A 17,489-nucleotide genomic window follows, 5' to 3' on the forward strand; every position below is an offset into this window, starting at 1 on the left:
TTATTCTTCTAATTTTCAACTTTTACTATAGCCATTTTGCCATTATATGGTTTATTTCCTTTGGCCTCTAGTGCCTTGGTTGCCTCTTGTAAACCATCAAACTTTTCATAATAGATATAATATTTACTTGTTGCTACATTGTAGAAGAAATTAACATCCGAACGTCCTGATGCGACAGCTTTTGTTAAGAATTCATCACGTTTTTCTACACTGTTATGAACTGCAAGAATTAAATAGTAACCGCTATCAGAATTTTTAATATTCTTAATAATCTGCATATTTGACTGCTCTTCTCCAAAATCAAAATCATTTGCGGTCAATGGTGTACTGCTTAATTTCGTTGTCTCCTTTATACGTTTTAAAGCTGCTAAATCTTGACTATATCTTCCTTCATCATTCTCATAAGCTGCACGTTTAATTCTACGTTTACGCTCAATTTCTGTTTCTGTTTTAATACGCTCCAAATCGGCAATTAAAGCAGCTCCTTCTCTTTCCATTTTTAATTGAGCCGCTTTCAATTCGTTTATCTTTTCAAGATAAGCTTTATTCAAAGGATCATCTTTAGGGAATTTTTTAAGCCTGTCATTATAAAGATTAGTCAACTTCGCAATTTCATTTTTCATGCTATTATTAGCATCTGCAATCTGAACTTTTAATGACTCAATTTGACTATTCTCTGCCGCCACACTCTTGAATGGTTTTGGCTCTTTATAAATTCCTTTTTCACTTAAATCATTCTCCTCTTTTAAATCATTCAAGTCTTTTTGCTTATTCGCAACAGTAGCTTTAAACTGATCTAATAAATCATTCTGTATTTGACTAGTGCCTTCAACTGATTTAGTTAAGTTTTCGATAGCCTTTCCAGTATCATCTTTCGCTTTTGCCGCAGCTGCTGCTTCCGCATCTGCCTTAGCTTTTTCTGCTGCTAATTTGGCTTGGCGATCTTCTTCTTCTTTCAATCGTCTAGTCTCTTCTTCTGCTTTTAATCTCTCAGTAGCTTCTGCATCAGCTTTTGCTTTTGCATCTGCTAAAAGTTTAGCTTGAAGAGCTTCCATATCTGCTTTCGCTTTTGCATCCGCAGCTAATTTTGCTTGAAGTGCTTCTGCATCGGCTTTTGCTTTTGCTTCTGCCGCTAATCTCGCTTTTTCTGCTTCAGCGTCTGCTTTTGCTTTTGCATCGGCTGCCAATTTCGCCTGACGAGCTTCTTCATCTAATCTCGCTTTCTCTTCAGCAGCTTGCTTAGCTTGTAATGCTTGTGCATCTGCCTTAGCTTTTGCTTCTGCCGCTAATCTCGCTTTTTCTGCTTCAGCGTCTGCTTTTGCTTTTGCATCGGCTGCAAGTTTCGCTTGGCGAGCTTCTTCATCTAATCTTGCTTTCTCTTCAGCAGCTTGCTTAGCTTGTAATGCTTGTGCATCTGCCTTAGCTTTTGCTTCTGCCGCTAATCTTGTTTTTTCTGCTTCTGCATCAGCTTTCGCTTTTGCTTCTGCTTCCAATTTCGCTTGACGAGCTTCTTCCTCTTGTAATTTTTTAGCTTCTGCTTCCGCTTTTGCTTTTGCTGTTGCTTCAGCATCGGCTTTCACTTTTGCATCTGCTAATAATTTTGCCTGTAAAGCCTCCATATCAGCTTTTGCTTTTGCATCGGCTGCTAGTTTTGCCTGTAATGCTTCGGCGTCTGCTTTTGCTTTTGCATCTGCAGCTAATTTCGCTTGGCGAGCTTCTTCTTCAACTCTAGCTTTTTCATCTGCTGCTTGTTTTGCTTGTAATGCTTCGGCGTCTGCTTTTGCCTTAGCTTCAGCAGCTAATTTTGCCTGACGAGCCTCTTCTGCAACTCTTGCTTTTTCTTCTGCAGCTTGCTTAGCTTGTAATGCCTCTGCATCGGCTTTTGCTTTTGCTTCTGATGCTAATCTTGCTTTTTCTGCTTCTGCATCAGCTTTCGCTTTTGCTTCTGCCGCAAGTTTTGCTTGACGAGCTTCTTCTGCAACTCTAACTTTTTCTTCAGCAGCTTGTTTAGCTTGTAATGCCTCAGCATCGGCTTTTGCTTTTGCTTCTGCCGCTAATCTTGCTTTTTCTGCTTCTGCATCAGCTTTCGCTTTTGCTTCTGCCGCAAGTTTTGCTTGACGAGCTTCTTCTGCAACTCTAGCTTTTTCTTCAGCAGCTTGCTTAACTTTTAATGCCTCAGCATCGGCTTTTGCTTTTGCTTCTGATGCTAATCTTGCCTTTTCTGCTTCTGCATCAGCTTTCGCTTTAGCATCTGCTGCAAGTTTCGCTTGGCGAGCTTCTTCTGCTTCTTGTAATTTTTTAGCTTCTGCTTCCGCTTTTGCTTTAGCAGTAGCTTCTGCATCGGCTTTTACTCTGGCATCAGCAATTAATTTAGCTTGTAAAGCTTCCATATCTGCTTTTGCTTTTGCATCTGCAGCCAATCTTGCTTGTTCTGCTTCAGCATCCGCTTTTGCTTTTGCTTCTGATGCTAATCTTGCTTTTTCTGCTTCAGCATCTGCTTTTGCTTTTGCATCGGCATCTAGTTTTGCTTTCGCCGCAGCTTCTGCGTCTGTTTTTGCTTTTGCTTCAGCAACTAATTTCGCTTGTAATGCCTCTGCATCAGCCTTCGCTTTTGCTTCAGCAGCTAACTGTGCCTGACGAACTTCTTCATCCGCTTTTGCTTTCGCTTCTTCAGCTTGTTTTATTTTTAATGCTTCTGCGTCAGCTTTCGCTTTTGCTTCAGCAGCTATAAGTGCTTGTCTCGCTTCTGCATCTGCTTTTGCTTTTGCATCGGCAGCTAATTTTTCTTTAAGCGCAGCTTCTTCTGCAACTTTTGCTTTTTGATCTGCTGTCAGTTTAGCTCTGTTTGCAGCATCAATAGATGTTTTTGTCTTAGCTTCTGCAGCGGCTTTTGCTTTTGCTTCAGCAGCTAATCTTGCTTGTAAAGCATCTGAATCTGCTTTCGCTTTTGCATCTGCAGCTAAAATTGACTGCATATCGGCAGCCTCGGCTTTTGCTTTTGCATCTGCTTTACGTTTTTCTTCTGCAGCTTCTACTTTCGCTTTATTATCAGCTATTAATTTTAATCTTCGTTCTTCTGCATCTGCTTTAGCTTTTTCTGCTGCTGCCAATCTTGCTTGTCTTGCAGCTTCTGCATCGGCTTTTGCTTTCTCTGCTGCAGCTAATCTCATTTTTGCTGCTGCTTCAGAATTTGCTCTTGCTTTTTCTACAGCTAACTGTGCAGCTGTTTTTTGTTGTGTTGGTGCTGCTGCACTCACTGCTGCCGCTTTAGCTTTTGCAGCCTCTGCATCAGCTTTTGCCTTATCTGCTGAAGCTAGTTTAGCTTGTAATGCTTCTGCGTCTGCCTTAGCTTTAGCGTCAGCAGCTAATTTCAGTTTCATTGCTTCAGCATCAGCTTGAGCTTTGTCTGCTGCTAACTCTTCTTGTGTTTTTTGTGCTGCTGCTTCAGATTTATTTGCTGCCGCTTGTGCTCTCGCAGCTGCCGCAGCATCTACTCTAGCTTTATTATCTGCAGCTAATTTTAGTCTGCGCTCTTCTGCATCAGCTCTTGCTTTATCAGCAGCCAATTGCGCTTGTGTTTTTTTAGTTTCTGCTACCGCTTTATTTGCTGCTGCAGTCTGTGCTCTAGCGGCAGCTGCTGCATCGGCTTTTGCTTTTGCATCTGCAGCAAGTTTTATTTTTATAGCTTCAGCATCTGCCTTCGCTTTATTATCTGCTTCTAATTTGGCTTTCGCTTTTGCTTCAGCGTCTGCCTTCGCTTTGTTATCTGCTTCCAGTTTAGCTTTCGCTTTTGCTTCGGCATCTGCCTTAACTTTTTCAGCGGCTACTAGTCTTGCTTGTTTTGCTTCAGCATCGGCTTGTGCTTTTGCTTCTGCAGCCAATCTGTTCTTTTCAGCGATTTCAGCTCTGTTAACCTGAGTTGCCTCAGATTTTGGTTTGGCTGGAACTGATTTTGGCTTAGCTGGATCGATTATCGAACCTTCATCGTCATCTCCGTAATAATAATTTCTATTTTTGAATTTGTAGGCAATAGCAAATTCATGAGAACCGCCTAGATTAGAGAAATTGCCCATTCCTCTTTCGTAATTATATTCAATAGCAATGCTTGGAGAAAGATTAACCCCAAGTCCCGCTGAAACTCCATATAAAGTGTTATAACCAACTTGCGCCCAAACTCCTTGCTGAAGTGCTAGCATTCCAAGTCCTGAAATAACTGTATTCCCTTTTTTAATCTCTGTTCTAACGATTCCAGAAAATTTACTTCTGTCAAAAAAACCGTAGCTATCAATATATCCAGTGTACATTGCATGCAATTGAATTGCTCTTTCTGGATCATCTTTTACCATTCCTGATCCGAAATTATAAAGTACTAAGTTGTTAATCGATAATCCGAAATCAAGGAAATCTGTACCGTAGTTAATACCTGGATTAACTGTTAGTAATGTACTTGAAGGATAATCTCCTGTTAAGATATCTGAATCCTCAGAGATAATTTTCCCTTTATTCAAACCACTTTGATAAACGCCAAAGTTTAAACCGAAAGTTAAATTACTGTCATCTTGGATAACGATGTTATGAGCGAAATTGGCAACTCCACCAAAAACAGTCATTAATCCATAATTTTGTTGAAATAGGCCAACTGCAAAAGCTTCATTCTCTCTGAAACGACCAGAATAGTTTGCTAAATAAGTTTGTGGAGCATTTTCAAACTGAACCCATTGTCTTTTATTATAAAAACTAACATAAGGGTTTGATTCTCTAACAAAACTAAAAGTTGGGTTAATTAAATATCTATTAAACTTTAACGAATTTCTTATTGGTAATGAAAACGAAACAACTCCATCCTCAGCTGCATTTTGAGAATAGAGTAAACTTGAAAAACCGTAAAATAAAGTGATGAATAGTAAAAGTTTCTTCATATTATTTTATCACAGTTATTGATCCTTTTTTTTCACCTGTATCCGATTGAATGACATAGTAATAAACTGGATTTACATTTTTAAAATCTATATTGTTTTGAGGCCAATCGCCTTGATAATTTACTACATCTAAGACCTTGTCACCGTTTGAACTAATGATAATTACTTTTGTAGTTGCATTTTTATATTCGTCAGGAATATTCCAATATGGATTCATCCCGCTTAATTTAATAATGTTTGGAATAACTCCTGAAGGAGTAGAATCACCATTAATTCTAAATGAAAACTCTTTACTAGCTATACAGCCAGATGCTTGAGAAATTATTACTTTATAATTCCCTTTTACAGAAATAACATAAGAATTTGCTGTTTGTCCAGAAATCAAATTATTATTCAAATACCACTCATAAGTAGCACCGGTAGCATCTGTTGTAACAGTAACAGTAATAGTCTCGCCTTCGCTCAATTTATATCCATCTTGAGCATCTATTGTAGCCTCAAAACTGTTGCTTTGAAGATCAATACTTCCTATAGCTTTACATCCTCCAAAATCTACTTCTACAGAATAAACTCCAGATTCATTAGTAGAATAAGTACGAGTTGTAGCGCCAGTAATTATTACACCATCTTTTTTCCAAACATAACTATTTCCTGAAGTTGCAGTTAAAACCGTTCCCGTTCCGCTTGCGCAAAATGGGTTTCCTAAACTTGAGTCTATTGTGACCGCCGACCCACTGCTTGACGAAGTAACGTTAACACGATTAGAACTAAAGTTCACATCAGAACATTGGCCATAATCGATTTCTGCATAATACTTTCCTGTACTATTTACTACTAACTCTTTAGAGCTTTGTCCCGCAATTAGAACATCATCTTTGTACCATTTGTATTTAATACTTGCGATAGATGCTGGCGAAGGATCTTCAGTACTAATACTAAGCGTTAAACTGCCACCAGAACAAAGCATAGCAACATCACTTTTGTTATTAATAAAAAATGAGCCTTCAAATTGTTTAAAATATGCAGGGAAAGAAGTGTTTCCTAAAGAGTTTTTAAATCTCGTACTAGAAACTCCAGTAGAACTCTTAACTCTTAGACTATAAATATCTGAACCAACTAAATCTGTTGGAACCGCATATTTAATTGTTTGTTGGGTTGCAGAAACGTCTATTGTTTGAAGTAACGTTGTAGCAACAGGAGAAGTAAAATTTCCCGCAGCATCTGAAAGCTCAACTACGAACGTCGTACCTGCGGGAAAATCTATATAACTAAAGGTCGCATAGAATTCATTGAACGAGTTACCAGCACAAAGTTTTTCTAGGCCATCAAATGTTTGAGGAACTATCGTTTGGGCATAGGTACTCGATTTAGCAAAGAATAAAATGCTAAATAAAAGTAATAATTTGGTAAAAGATAAAGTAATTTTTTGAATCATATAGTGCGTTTTCTTGCTAGATCTATACGCTCAAAAAACAAGATATCTATGAAAGTTTCAGAAAAATCATATTTGTAATTTTCAATTATGTCTTTTGCAAGAATTGAAGTTGCAGCAAATGATGAATTCTCTTCACAGTTAGATACAGCATTTGACTCAGCTGCTATAGTAAGGCTGTCCTTGGGGTTGGACATCCCTACTATAAACTGATTTAAATTACTTGTCTTGCCATTGTTTTCAACAACAGCACTATTATCATTTTGGTTAATATTAGCCAAAGTTAAACCACACTCAGAAACAGCAGCCTTAGTAGGATTTTCTGCTGTGTCCTGTGCATATAGAGTTAACGATACAGGCGAAACCAAAAATATTATATATAAAAAATATTTTTTCGTAGATACCATTATGTCTTGATCTTTATTTGGGGTCCTTTATAGACGATACATAAATTGTGTCTGGGGACTTTATTAATAAAATTTACGCCGTGGGAAATAAAAATCGAAACTATTTATCTATTACCGCTTGAAGCCGTGATTTTTCCTAATTGTAATCTAAAATCTGGTTTTTTTGGATTGAAGATATCAATGAATGTTTCTTTGTTATCACTTTGTGAGTAAACGTTAAAGAAAACACTGTTTCCATACCAGCTTTCTAAATCTTCGTTGTTAGAATTGTATTCAGTAAAGATGTTTCCTTTACATAAGTTGAAATACATTTCCTCAAATTTGATTTTTTTAAGGTTGGCATCATTGATTTCAGTTTTGCTGTCTAATAATACTGCAGGGTTGAATCCAGAGATCACACTTCTTTTCATTTCAAGAGAAGCATTTTCAGCTACATACACAGCCTCTTTTACTAAACCTGCTTGAATGTCAGCATTAATGTTTTCGCTGTCATTAACCATTGTAATATTACTTGCAACAACTAAAGTTTGTTTTTTAGTGAAATCTGTTTCACTTTTCTTGTCAAAAGATCTAACCTCCATACAACGAGATCCGTCTTTAGTACTTGAGAAATAAGAAGATCTAACTGCTAAAGAGTTAAAGAAACGACATTGAACTCCTTGATTAAATTTAAAGTCGTCGTTAACTGATTTATAAGAAACGAATTTTGTAGCATTTATGTCACCACCTAACATTCCGAAAGAATCTCCTCCAGCGTAGCTAACCATAATGTTTTCCAAAACTGTTTTGTTTCCAACACCTGCAAGAGTTAAACCATTGAAAGTATCTGATCCTTTTACTTTTTTACCAGCAAACTCGATTCTCACGAATCTTAAGATTCCAGAGTTTGAAGCTACGTTGTCTCCACCGTAAGTAGTCATAGTTGGATCAAGATCTAGGTTATAAGAACCTACATTTCCAAATTTATTAATAGGTGCATCTCCAAGGATTACGATTCCACCCCAATCTCCAGCTTTTTTCATGCTTCGGTTTGAAGTAAATACAATTGGATCTGTTTCTAAACCGTCAGCGATTAATTGTGCACCTTTAGTAACTACCAACGCTCCTTTAGTTTCGAAGTCACCAATAATTACTGTTCCAGGTTCGATAGTTAAAACAGCATTGTTTGTAACATAAACGTTTCCTTGTAAAACGTAAATATTTCTTTTAAGCAATTTAGTATTAACAGAAATGTTTCCTGCCAAAATTTGGTTTGCTTCTCCATAGTCAACTTTGTTAGGCTTAAACTCAGTCCAGTTGTTTAACCAATTGGTGTAGCCCATAATTCCTTTCTCTTGTTGAGCACTCATACTCGTAACTGTCAAAAGAACGCAGATTAATTGAGTAATTTTTTTCATGATAAGGGGGTATTACGGTTAATAATAAATTTGGGTATGCGTAAACGAAAAAACTCCTCTCGAATTTTCCGAAATTTTCAGAACCTTCGAGAATGAGTTATTTTTTTATTTTGTTTTTTAAAAAACTACGCAAACCTTATCTGCTTGCGCGAACCCTTTAAAAAAGATTTTAAAAAATTTGGCTTTATTACATTTCGTTCAAGTCGTTGAACTCGTGTAATGATTTCAATGTACTTTCGTAGAACAAAATTGCAGCGATTAGATTTCCTTTATCAGAATAAGGCATCATCTTTCTCTGAAACTCTACTGTCGTATCTAAGAATGTCGTTGTACCGATTGCTTGAGCATCTAAAACTTTTTTGTGTTCACTATCGTCTGGAATACCTAAGTCTGCCATAGTAACACCCGGTTTAGTAACCAAAGCGATGTAAGGGAGAGTTTTTACCAAAACTTTAATACGCTCAATGTATAATTCCAAAAGTTCTCCTTTTTGCATACCACTCAATTCTTTTTGATCATGGTATTTTCGGATAAGCGCAGTTGTACTAATAATACTTCTTGGTGCGTTTTTAGCTTGTGCTGAAACAGCCGCTGTAGTTAAGATAAAAAAAGCACTAAATAGAATAATTTTCCCTTTCATAGATTCTTATTTTATAATTGGTTGTTGATAAAAACAAAAATATAGAAATTAACTTAATTAACAACTCTAATGGATTTTTTTTTCAAAATATTTTCTTAAAAAAACCTTAAAAACCAGCGTTATGTCGAGAAAATGTGCGTTTTAACGTGCTTTTTGTTAAAAATGTTAACGTCTTAAACGTAGGATATTCGCCATAAAAAAAGAAAATTTCTAACTGTAAATAATAAAAAAAAACTTACGTTTGTCGATTTTTGAAAAAAAATATTAACAAAAACATCTTGATATTTACTCACTTGACGATATTTATTAACAAAATTCTGTCGAAAATCATCTTAAAAATTTTCAGAAATCAGTTTCTAAATTTCAAAAATATACCTGCGAAATAATCTTATCTGGAAAATTTTTGACTATATCATTTTCTTCTATCTTTGTTCCATGCAATTTTCTCAAATTTTAGGTCAAGATTACATCAAAAGCCACTTGATAAAAAGTGCTGCTTCTGGTAGAATTCCTCACGCACAATTATTCGTTGGTCCGGAAGGAAGCGGCACATTAATTACCGCCATTGCCTATGCCCAATATATTTTATGTAGCAATACTGGCGACGAAAATTCAAACGGAAATGATTCTTGCAATCTAAAGTTTGATAATATCTCACATCCCGATCTGCATTTTATTTATCCAACCGTTACAACCGAAGATGTAAAAACAAAACCGAAAAGTCTAGATTTTATTCAGGACTGGCGGAGTTTTATTCAGGAAATGCCTTACGGAGGATTATTCGATTGGTACAAAATTCTCGGTGTGCAAAACAAGCAAGGAGAAATTCGTGTTGAAGATGCGCAGGAAGTCTTAAAATCGCTTGCGCTGAAATCTTACGAAGGTGGTTACAAAATTATGATTATATGGATGGCCGATAAAATGAATATCGCTGCATCCAATAAACTTTTGAAACTTTTAGAAGAACCTTCAGAAAAAACTATGTTTATTTTGATTTCTGAAAATGAAGAAGATATTATTCAAACCATACGTTCACGATGTCAGGTAATTCACTTTAACGGACTTCCAGAAAAAGTAATCGCAGAAACATTAGTTGCCAAAGAAAATATCGATTTGAATTTAGCTAAAAAGATAGCGCATCAAGCGCAAGGAAATTTTAATAAAGCCTTGCATTTGTTAAAAGAAGACGATGATGAATTTCCTTTTGAGCAATGGTTTGTCAATTGGGTTCGCGCCGCTTTTAGAGCAAAAGGAAACGCCGCTGCTATTCAAGATTTAATTTCCTGGAGTGAGCAAATTGCTGCGCTGGGACGCGAAAGCCAGAAAAAATTTATTCAGTATTGCATCGAAATGTTCCGTCAAGCTTTGATGCTAAATTATCAAGCCCCAAGTTTAGTTTACATTGAACCAAAAGTGGATAAATTCAAACTGGAAAATTTTGCTCCGTTTGTAAATGGAAATAACATTCATGAAATTTTCAAAGAACTTTCAGATGCTATGTATCACATTGAAAGAAACGGAAATGCAAAAATAATTTTAACCGATTTATCCATCAAATTAACTCGTTTAATTCATAAAAAATAAATTTCAAATGAACAATGTTGCCTCCATTTTGCTTTTGGCTTTTTTAGCTTTAACCTTCTTACAATCAGGTTACGAAAAAATTTTTTATTGGAAAGATAATGTAGCTTGGCTAAAAGAACATTTTGCAAAAACGCCTTTAAAAAATCAAGTTCCACTTGCTCTCTTACATTTGTTGATTTTAGAATTAATTTCAGGAATTTTATGTGTTGTCGGAGGCATTCAGCTTTTAACAAATAACGGGAGAGAATTTGGTTTTTACGGAGCAATATTTTCTTGTATCTGTTTGTTAATGATGCTTTTCGGGCAAAGACTTGCAAAAGATTATGATGGTGCGAGAACCATTGTTATATATTTCATACCAGCCGTAATGGCTGTTTATTGGTTAAATTAACCAATACAAAATTTAAATTTTTAGATAAAAAAAATGAATCCAAAACATCCTTCAGAATCCTTAACTATTTTAACTGATTTAGTTTTACCGAGCGAAACAAATCCTTTAAACAATCTTTTTGGCGGTGAGTTATTAGCCAGAATGGATCGCGCGGCAAGTATTGCAGCCCGTAGACATTCGCGCCGAATTGTAGTGACGGCTTCTGTAAATCACGTTGCTTTTAACAGAGCAATTTCGCTTGGAAGCGTTGTAACCGTAGAAGCAAAAGTTTCAAGATCTTTCAAAAGTTCGATGGAAGTTTTTATTGACGTTTGGGTAGAAGACCGCGAATCTGGAAACAGAACAAAAGCTAATGAAGCGATTTATACTTTCGTTGCTGTTGATGACACGGGGAGACCAGTTGAAGTTCCGGCAATTATTCCAGAAACAGAACTAGAAATCCAGCGATTTGATGCTGCGCTACGTCGTAAACAATTGAGTTTACTGCTTGCTGGTAAAATAAAACCTTCTGATGCAACAGAATTAAAGGCATTATTTTTATAGATCAAATTTGTGACAATTTGGAACAATCAAACTTCAGAAAAAGAAGTAATTTTACAAATTGAAAATATATACTATTAAAATATGGAAGAATTTTCTTATTTTTATCCAGAAAGACAAAATAATAATTTAGATATTTAGAAAAAAATGAGTTCAGACAAAGAAGCCAAATTAAAAGCGCTACAACTAACGCTTGATAAACTTGACAAAACCTACGGAAAAGGAACCGTAATGAAAATGGGCGATAGAGCCATTGTAGAAGTAGAAACGATTTCTTCTGGCTCACTAGGTGTTGACTTAGCTCTTGGGGTAAATGGATATCCAAAAGGAAGAATTATTGAAATATATGGTCCAGAATCTTCTGGAAAAACTACCTTAACACTTCACGCTATTGCTGAAGCGCAAAAAGCTGGTGGTATCGCCGCTTTTATAGATGCGGAGCATGCATTTGATAGAAACTATGCTGAGAAATTAAATGTTGATATTGAAAACTTAATTATCTCTCAACCAGACAACGGAGAACAAGCTTTAGAAATTGCCGAAAACTTAATTCGTTCTGGAGCTATAGACATCGTTGTAATTGACTCTGTTGCTGCTTTAACTCCAAAAAGTGAAATCGAAGGTGAAATGGGAGATTCTAAAATGGGTCTTCACGCGCGTTTAATGTCTCAAGCGTTGAGAAAACTTACTGGAACTATCAGCAAGACAAATTGTACGGTTTTCTTTATCAACCAGCTTCGTGAAAAAATTGGTGTTATGTTCGGAAATCCAGAAACTACAACTGGGGGTAATGCACTTAAATTTTACGCTTCTGTACGTTTAGATATTCGTCGTTCTGCTCAAATTAAAGACGGTGAGAACGTAATCGGAAACAGAACTAAAGTAAAAATCGTTAAAAACAAAGTTGCACCGCCATTTAAAACTGCAGAATTCGACATTATGTACGGAGAAGGAGTTTCTAAAACGGGTGAAATTTTAGATTTAGCTGTTGAATTTGACATCGTTAAAAAGGCAGGATCTTGGTTTAGCTATGGCGATACAAAATTAGGTCAAGGACGTGATGCTGTTAAAGCTTTAATTAAAGATAATCCAGAACTAGCTGAAGAACTGGAAATTAAAATTAAAGAACACATGAAAGAATTAGCGAATGCTTAAGAAATAAGTCAAAAAAAGACTATTAAAAAGCCGATTGATTTTTGTAATCCTCGGCTTTTTTTGGCTCTAAAAATAAAAATGAAATTATGACGCAACCTTTTCTAAAAAGGTTCATCTATTAAAAAAAGCGGTTTTATAATTGATACATGCCAATATCAATTTGCAGGTTTTTTTTAGAATTTACATTGGTTGGTTATTTAAACATTAGAAATCCGCTAGATCATTTATCTAGCGGGTTTTTTATCAAATTTTTCATTTTTTTCATTTTTTGACGCAACCTTTTTTACTTTTCTTCATCCATAATATTATGACGTTAACTTGAGTTATTACCTAAACTCTTTATTATCAACCATTAATATTTTTAACCATGAAAGAAAAAATAGAATTGTTGTACAATAAAAACCGAAGAAAAACCAAATTAAGATTTAAAAAAGTATTGCGTTTTATTTCAGAAAAGATAATTCACAGATAATATTTTGAATAAAAATAGGGGGTTTTTAATTCAAAGAAAAGCCGGTAGATTGATTAAATCTACCGGCTTTTGTATTTTACATAATGTTTTACTGTTTAATTTTGAAAGTCAATTAAACCTTTGTAAATTATATCTCTAACTTGATCTCTTAGCTCTTTTCTATGGTCAATCGTCAAGCCTTTCGTTTCTATAAAAGGCAAAATTCTAGCGCGCATTTTCCCAGGACTTCCACTCATGAATGTGTATGAAAAACGTTCTTTGTTATCAGGAAAAATAATCGGAACAATGGGAATCTGATGATCTATTGCTAATCTAAAAGCGCCATCTTTAAATTCGTCCAGCAAAATACTTTCGTCATCTGGAACTCCGCCTTCAGGAAAAATGCAAATACTTAAACCTTGATTTAAACGACTTTGGGCTCGTTTAAAAACTTCATTTTTGCTTTTTGATGAACTTCTGTCAACCAAAATACAAGTTCTCTTATAAAAAAATCCAAATAGCGGAATCTTCACTAGCTCCTTCTTTCCAACAAATACAAAAGGGTTTTTAATTAAAGCCAGCATAAGCATAATATCGGTCATTGAGGTATGATTGGCCACGATCATATAACTTTTGCCTTTAATGAGCTTCTGTTCGCGTTTTACGCTATAATAAAAGCCCATTCCGAAAAGGATAAATTTAGCCCAAATGCGAGCCATTTTAAAAAAATAGGGATAACCTTTTTCTGAAAGAATAGAAATCAATAAAAATGGCAGCATAATAATTATCGGAATCGCCATTAAGACGTAAAACCAAACGCGCCAAAGAATCCAAAAAGCAATTTTAAATATTTTCATAGTTTCAAAAGTAAGAAAACAGAAATAAATTTTAATCAAGATTTTTTTTCTAAGTGCAAGGTTTTTCTAACGCAAAGAGCACAAAGGGNNCCCTTTGTGCTCTTTGCGTTAAAAAACTACAAACTTTGTAGTTAAAAAAAACATTACGACATTTGCATTTCAGAAAAAAAGAGAATGGCAAAAATACTTACTGGTGTTCAAAGTACAGGAACACCACATTTAGGAAATTTATTAGGCGCAATTATTCCGGCAATCGAATTATCAAACGATCCAACAAATGAATCTTATTTGTTTATTGCCGATTTGCATTCAATTACTCAGATTAAAGACGGAAAAACTTTAAGAGAAAACACTTATAGTACTGCTGCAGCTTGGCTTGCTTGCGGTTTAAATCCTGAAAAAGTGACCTTTTACAGACAGTCTGATGTGGTTCAAACTACTGAATTGACTTGGTATTTAAGCTGTTTTTTTCCATTTCAAAGATTGACTTTGGCACATTCTTTCAAAGATAAAGCTGATCGCTTAGACGATGTTAACGCTGGACTTTTTACTTATCCGATGTTAATGGCTGCAGACATTTTATTGTACGATGCTGAATTTGTTCCTGTTGGAAAAGATCAGTTACAGCATTTAGAAATCACTCGCGATGTTGCGGCACGTTTCAATCACCAAATGGGAGAAACTTTTGTTCTTCCTGAAGCTAAAATTCAGGAAAACATTATGTTGATTCCTGGAACAAACGGAGGAAAAATGAGTAAATCTGCTAATAATATCATCAATATATTCTTGGATGACAAGACCTTACGCAAACAAGTAATGAGTATTGAAACAGACAGTACTCCCCTTGAAGCTCCTAAAAATCCAGATACTTGCAATGCTTTTGCTATTTATTCTTTGTTGGCAAACGAAGAGCAAATTGCACAAATGAGAGCTAATTATTTAGGCGGAAATTATGGTTACGGTCACGCTAAACAAGCTTTGTTTGAATTGATTATAGAAAAATTTAAAACAGAAAGAGAAAAATATAACTACTACATCAACAACCTTGAAGAAGTTGACGCTTTGTTGAAAAAAGGCGCGGTAAAAGCTTCTATTATTGCTGATGGTGTTTTAGCAAAAGTTAGAGAAGTGTTAGGATTTCAAAAATAATTTTAAAACCGATATTTAAAAACGCTGATCATTTGTAAAATTGGTCAGCGTTTTTCTTTTACAATTCTTTTTTGTAACTTCAAGTATATTAATCTTTTAAACATAAAAAGATGGACAAGTATATTGAAGATTATAATATTCCACCATACCTATTTCAAATCCTAAACATAGTTTTCGGGCTCTTGCTTATTTATATTTTGTACCGATTGTATAAGCATTTCACAAGAAAATAATATAAGATTTTCTGCGTTAAATTGACTCAAAAAGTTTTCCTGGAAGTGGCCTAATTATACCTTTCAATTCCATATTTATCAAAAAAGCAGAAAGTTTGAAAATAGGAATTTCACATTCAATTGCAATGATATCGAGTAATTCTTTTCCATTCTTTTGCAGAAAATCGTAGATCTTTTGTTCGTCAGAATCAAGTTCCACGAAAAGCTGCTTCTGAACATTCTTTGGTTTTTCTTTAATATCCCAATTCAACATATAAACCAGATCAGCAGCACTTGTCAACAAATTTGCCTTCTGCGTTTTAATCAAATTATTACAACCCTGACTATACTTATCTGACACTCTTCCGGGCACTGCAAAAACATCACGATTATATTCGTTAGCCATATTTGCTGTGATCAACGAACCTCCTTTATCAGCAGATTCAATCACAATAGTAGCTTCAGTCATTCCGGCAACAATTCTATTTCGACGCACAAACTTCTCTTTATCAGGATTCGAATCGCTCCAAAACTCCGTTATAAATCCGCCGTTTTCTTCCATTTTTGCCATGTGCTTTTTGTGAGTACGCGGATAAATCTGATTTAATCCATGAGCCAAAACACCTACAGTCTGCAAGTTATGATCCATTGCAGCTTGATGCGCAACGATATCAACTCCATACGCAAATCCGCTGACGATTACGGGATCTAGTGGAGCAAGATCTTCAATCAGTTTTCTACAGAAATCAGTTCCGTAAGAAGTAATCTGGCGCGTACCAACAATGCTAATCATTTTCTTTTTTTTGAAATCAAGATTTCCAGCAGTAAAAATCAAAATTGGCGCATCGAAACAATGTTTGAGCCGTTCAGGATAACTTTCATCCTGAAAAAAAGAAACTTGGATATTGTTATTTTTTATAAAAGAAAGCTCTTTATCAGCCTTTTCAAAAATGGTTTTGTCTTTCAGATTTTTTAATAAAATAGATCCAATCCCGTCAACAGCTGCTAATTGTGTATTTTTAGCTTTAAAAATCTCCGTTGCAGATCCAAAAGAACTGAGTAATTTTTTACCCAAAATATCTCCCACTCCATCAACTTTTAGCAAGGCAAGTAAACTAAACAAATCCTGATCGTTCATATCTTTTTAACATTATGTAAAATAGAAAAAATAATTTTCCTTTTTCGAAGCGCAAATATCAATAAAACAAAGTAAATTCTTAATAAAATTAAAGAATAAAATTGTACTTCATCAAAGACCTCAATAAAATTGAATTGTAATTAACTGAAAACTAATTGTCTAAAAATAATTCTGAATTGTTAATAAAAATTGTGAATAAAATTTTGATAACTATAGCCGTTGCCTAACTTTGTTATCATGAAAATCGAAGAATATATCTCACAGTTATTGTACCGTTATCAATGTGTAACGGTTCCAGGATTTGGTGCATTTTTAACCGAAACTCATTCAGCACAGTTGAATGAAAGCACTAATTCGTTTTTTCCTCCAAAAAAAACCATCTCTTTCAACAGCCGTATCAAAAATAACGACGGATTGTTGGCAAATCATATTGCACAGGCTGAAAAAACATCTTACGGTTTTGCTGTAAGTGCAATTGCTTTTGAGGTTTTGAACTGGAAAAAAACATTGGAAGAGGAAGGTGTAATTCTTTTAAAGAACATTGGAGAATTGCGTTTAAACTCTGAAAGCAATATTATTTTCAAGCCAAACGATCAGACAAATTATCTATCAACTTCTTTTGGATTAAGTCCTTTTGTTTCGCCGATTGTGAAAAAAGAAGCTTTCGAGAAAAAAATCGAAAAAATCGCAGCAAAAGAAAAAGATGCTGTTTTGTTATATGAAAATGAAGAAGAAACAAAATCTTCAAATCCATTCTTGAGATATGCCGCAATTTTAGTCTTAGGTCTTGGAATTACAGGAAGTATTGGCTATCCTTTATACCAAAATCAAATTGATAATCAAACACTTGTTGTAGAACAGGCCGTTCAGAAAAAAGTACAAAACAAAATCCAAGAAGCTACTTTCTTTATCAAAAGTCCACTTCCAGCTGTAACACTTTCTGTCGATTCTGCTAAAGTAGAAACTGCCGAAGTAACAATGCCGTATCACATTATGGCGGGTGCTTTTAGAAGTGAACAAAATGCAAGAAAAGCTTATGATCAACTTATCAAAGATGGTTTCAAAGCCAGAATGTTAAAAGAAAACAAACATGGCTTATTCCCTGTTTTATACGGAAGTTACGCTACAATGCAAGAAGCAGAAAAAGCTCAAAAAGAAATACAAAAAGGCGAAAATCCTGATGCTTGGATTCTGGTCGAAAATCTATAAAATCAAAA

At 35.0% G+C, this 17,489-nt stretch carries 13 protein-coding genes; 6 read left to right on the forward strand and 7 right to left on the reverse strand.

Going from position 1 to position 17,489, the window contains the following annotated elements:
• Positions 1 to 8: 8 nt before the first annotated feature.
• The 5 genes from OD917_RS11730 to OD917_RS11750 form a co-directional block, all read right to left on the reverse strand.
• The gene (locus OD917_RS11730; protein WP_263523709.1) at positions 9 to 4,919 is read right to left on the reverse strand and encodes a type IX secretion system membrane protein PorP/SprF; all 4,911 of its coding nucleotides are present in this window, start codon (positions 4,917 to 4,919) and stop codon (positions 9 to 11) included.
• 1 nt (position 4,920) lies between these two features.
• Positions 4,921 to 6,354, reverse strand: coding sequence for a gliding motility protein SprC (sprC, locus tag OD917_RS11735; RefSeq protein ID WP_263523710.1), 1,434 nt, complete (start codon positions 6,352 to 6,354; stop codon positions 4,921 to 4,923).
• Positions 6,351 to 6,758 (reverse strand): hypothetical protein, encoded by a 408-nt coding sequence (locus OD917_RS11740; RefSeq protein WP_263523711.1) that lies wholly within the window; start codon positions 6,756 to 6,758, stop codon positions 6,351 to 6,353. Before OD917_RS11740 ends, sprC begins: the two co-directional genes overlap by 4 nt.
• A gap of 104 nt (positions 6,759 to 6,862) precedes the next feature.
• On the reverse strand, positions 6,863 to 8,155 hold the full coding sequence (locus OD917_RS11745) for a hypothetical protein (RefSeq protein WP_263523712.1): 1,293 nt from the start codon (positions 8,153 to 8,155) through the stop codon (positions 6,863 to 6,865).
• 187 nt (positions 8,156 to 8,342) lie between these two features.
• Positions 8,343 to 8,795 carry a hypothetical protein gene (locus tag OD917_RS11750; protein WP_263523713.1) on the reverse strand — a complete coding sequence of 151 codons (453 nt, stop codon included), beginning with the start codon at positions 8,793 to 8,795 and terminating at the stop codon, positions 8,343 to 8,345.
• Between the two features lie 435 nt (positions 8,796 to 9,230).
• Between OD917_RS11750 and OD917_RS11755 the strand changes: the two genes are divergently transcribed.
• The 4 genes from OD917_RS11755 (at position 9,231) to recA (ending at position 12,465) form a co-directional block, all read left to right on the forward strand.
• Positions 9,231 to 10,379 carry an ATP-binding protein gene (locus tag OD917_RS11755; protein ID WP_263523714.1) on the forward strand — a complete coding sequence of 383 codons (1,149 nt, stop codon included), beginning with the start codon at positions 9,231 to 9,233 and terminating at the stop codon, positions 10,377 to 10,379.
• A gap of 7 nt (positions 10,380 to 10,386) precedes the next feature.
• The gene (locus OD917_RS11760) at positions 10,387 to 10,770 is read left to right on the forward strand and encodes a DoxX family protein (RefSeq protein WP_184158858.1); all 384 of its coding nucleotides are present in this window, start codon (positions 10,387 to 10,389) and stop codon (positions 10,768 to 10,770) included.
• 33 nt (positions 10,771 to 10,803) lie between these two features.
• Complete coding sequence (locus OD917_RS11765; RefSeq protein WP_095930181.1) at positions 10,804 to 11,313, forward strand: acyl-CoA thioesterase; 510 nt, start codon at positions 10,804 to 10,806, stop codon at positions 11,311 to 11,313.
• A 144-nt stretch (positions 11,314 to 11,457) separates the two neighbouring features.
• Complete coding sequence (gene recA, locus OD917_RS11770; RefSeq protein ID WP_111284245.1) at positions 11,458 to 12,465, forward strand: recombinase RecA; 1,008 nt, start codon at positions 11,458 to 11,460, stop codon at positions 12,463 to 12,465.
• Positions 12,466 to 13,032: 567 nt separating this feature from the next.
• Here recA and OD917_RS11775 read toward each other — a convergent pair.
• Positions 13,033 to 13,773, reverse strand: a complete 741-nt coding sequence (locus tag OD917_RS11775; protein ID WP_263523715.1) for a lysophospholipid acyltransferase family protein — start codon at positions 13,771 to 13,773, stop codon at positions 13,033 to 13,035.
• Positions 13,774 to 13,947: 174 nt separating this feature from the next.
• Between OD917_RS11775 and trpS the strand changes: the two genes are divergently transcribed.
• A complete protein-coding gene (trpS, locus tag OD917_RS11780) occupies positions 13,948 to 14,922 on the forward strand; it encodes a tryptophan--tRNA ligase (RefSeq protein ID WP_263523716.1) in 975 nt (324 codons plus the stop codon).
• A 249-nt stretch (positions 14,923 to 15,171) separates the two neighbouring features.
• Here trpS and dprA read toward each other — a convergent pair whose 3' ends face one another.
• A complete protein-coding gene (gene dprA, locus OD917_RS11785) occupies positions 15,172 to 16,272 on the reverse strand; it encodes a DNA-processing protein DprA (RefSeq protein ID WP_263523717.1) in 1,101 nt (366 codons plus the stop codon).
• A 237-nt stretch (positions 16,273 to 16,509) separates the two neighbouring features.
• On the opposite strand from dprA, the gene OD917_RS11790 reads away from it, so the two are divergent.
• Positions 16,510 to 17,481 carry an SPOR domain-containing protein gene (locus OD917_RS11790; RefSeq protein ID WP_263523718.1) on the forward strand — a complete coding sequence of 324 codons (972 nt, stop codon included), beginning with the start codon at positions 16,510 to 16,512 and terminating at the stop codon, positions 17,479 to 17,481.
• Positions 17,482 to 17,489: the final 8 nt, after the last annotated feature.

Origin of the sequence: Flavobacterium sp. SH_e (assembly GCF_025717045.1) — a bacterium.
Lineage (GTDB): Bacteria > Bacteroidota > Bacteroidia > Flavobacteriales > Flavobacteriaceae > Flavobacterium.

Excerpts from the sequence above, each read along its gene's own strand:
- OD917_RS11730 (WP_263523709.1), bottom strand. The coding sequence starts at position 4,919 with ATGAAGAAACTTTTACTATTCATCACTTTATTTTACGGTTTTTCAAGT.
- sprC (WP_263523710.1), bottom strand. The coding sequence starts at position 6,354 with ATGATTCAAAAAATTACTTTATCTTTTACCAAATTATTACTTTTATTT.
- OD917_RS11740 (WP_263523711.1), bottom strand. The coding sequence starts at position 6,758 with ATGGTATCTACGAAAAAATATTTTTTATATATAATATTTTTGGTTTCG.
- OD917_RS11745 (WP_263523712.1), bottom strand. The coding sequence starts at position 8,155 with ATGAAAAAAATTACTCAATTAATCTGCGTTCTTTTGACAGTTACGAGT.
- OD917_RS11750 (WP_263523713.1), bottom strand. The coding sequence starts at position 8,795 with ATGAAAGGGAAAATTATTCTATTTAGTGCTTTTTTTATCTTAACTACA.
- OD917_RS11755 (WP_263523714.1), top strand. The coding sequence starts at position 9,231 with ATGCAATTTTCTCAAATTTTAGGTCAAGATTACATCAAAAGCCACTTG.
- OD917_RS11760 (WP_184158858.1), top strand. The coding sequence starts at position 10,387 with ATGAACAATGTTGCCTCCATTTTGCTTTTGGCTTTTTTAGCTTTAACC.
- OD917_RS11765 (WP_095930181.1), top strand. The coding sequence starts at position 10,804 with ATGAATCCAAAACATCCTTCAGAATCCTTAACTATTTTAACTGATTTA.
- recA (WP_111284245.1), top strand. The coding sequence starts at position 11,458 with ATGAGTTCAGACAAAGAAGCCAAATTAAAAGCGCTACAACTAACGCTT.
- OD917_RS11775 (WP_263523715.1), bottom strand. The coding sequence starts at position 13,773 with ATGAAAATATTTAAAATTGCTTTTTGGATTCTTTGGCGCGTTTGGTTT.
- trpS (WP_263523716.1), top strand. The coding sequence starts at position 13,948 with ATGGCAAAAATACTTACTGGTGTTCAAAGTACAGGAACACCACATTTA.
- dprA (WP_263523717.1), bottom strand. The coding sequence starts at position 16,272 with ATGAACGATCAGGATTTGTTTAGTTTACTTGCCTTGCTAAAAGTTGAT.
- OD917_RS11790 (WP_263523718.1), top strand. The coding sequence starts at position 16,510 with ATGAAAATCGAAGAATATATCTCACAGTTATTGTACCGTTATCAATGT.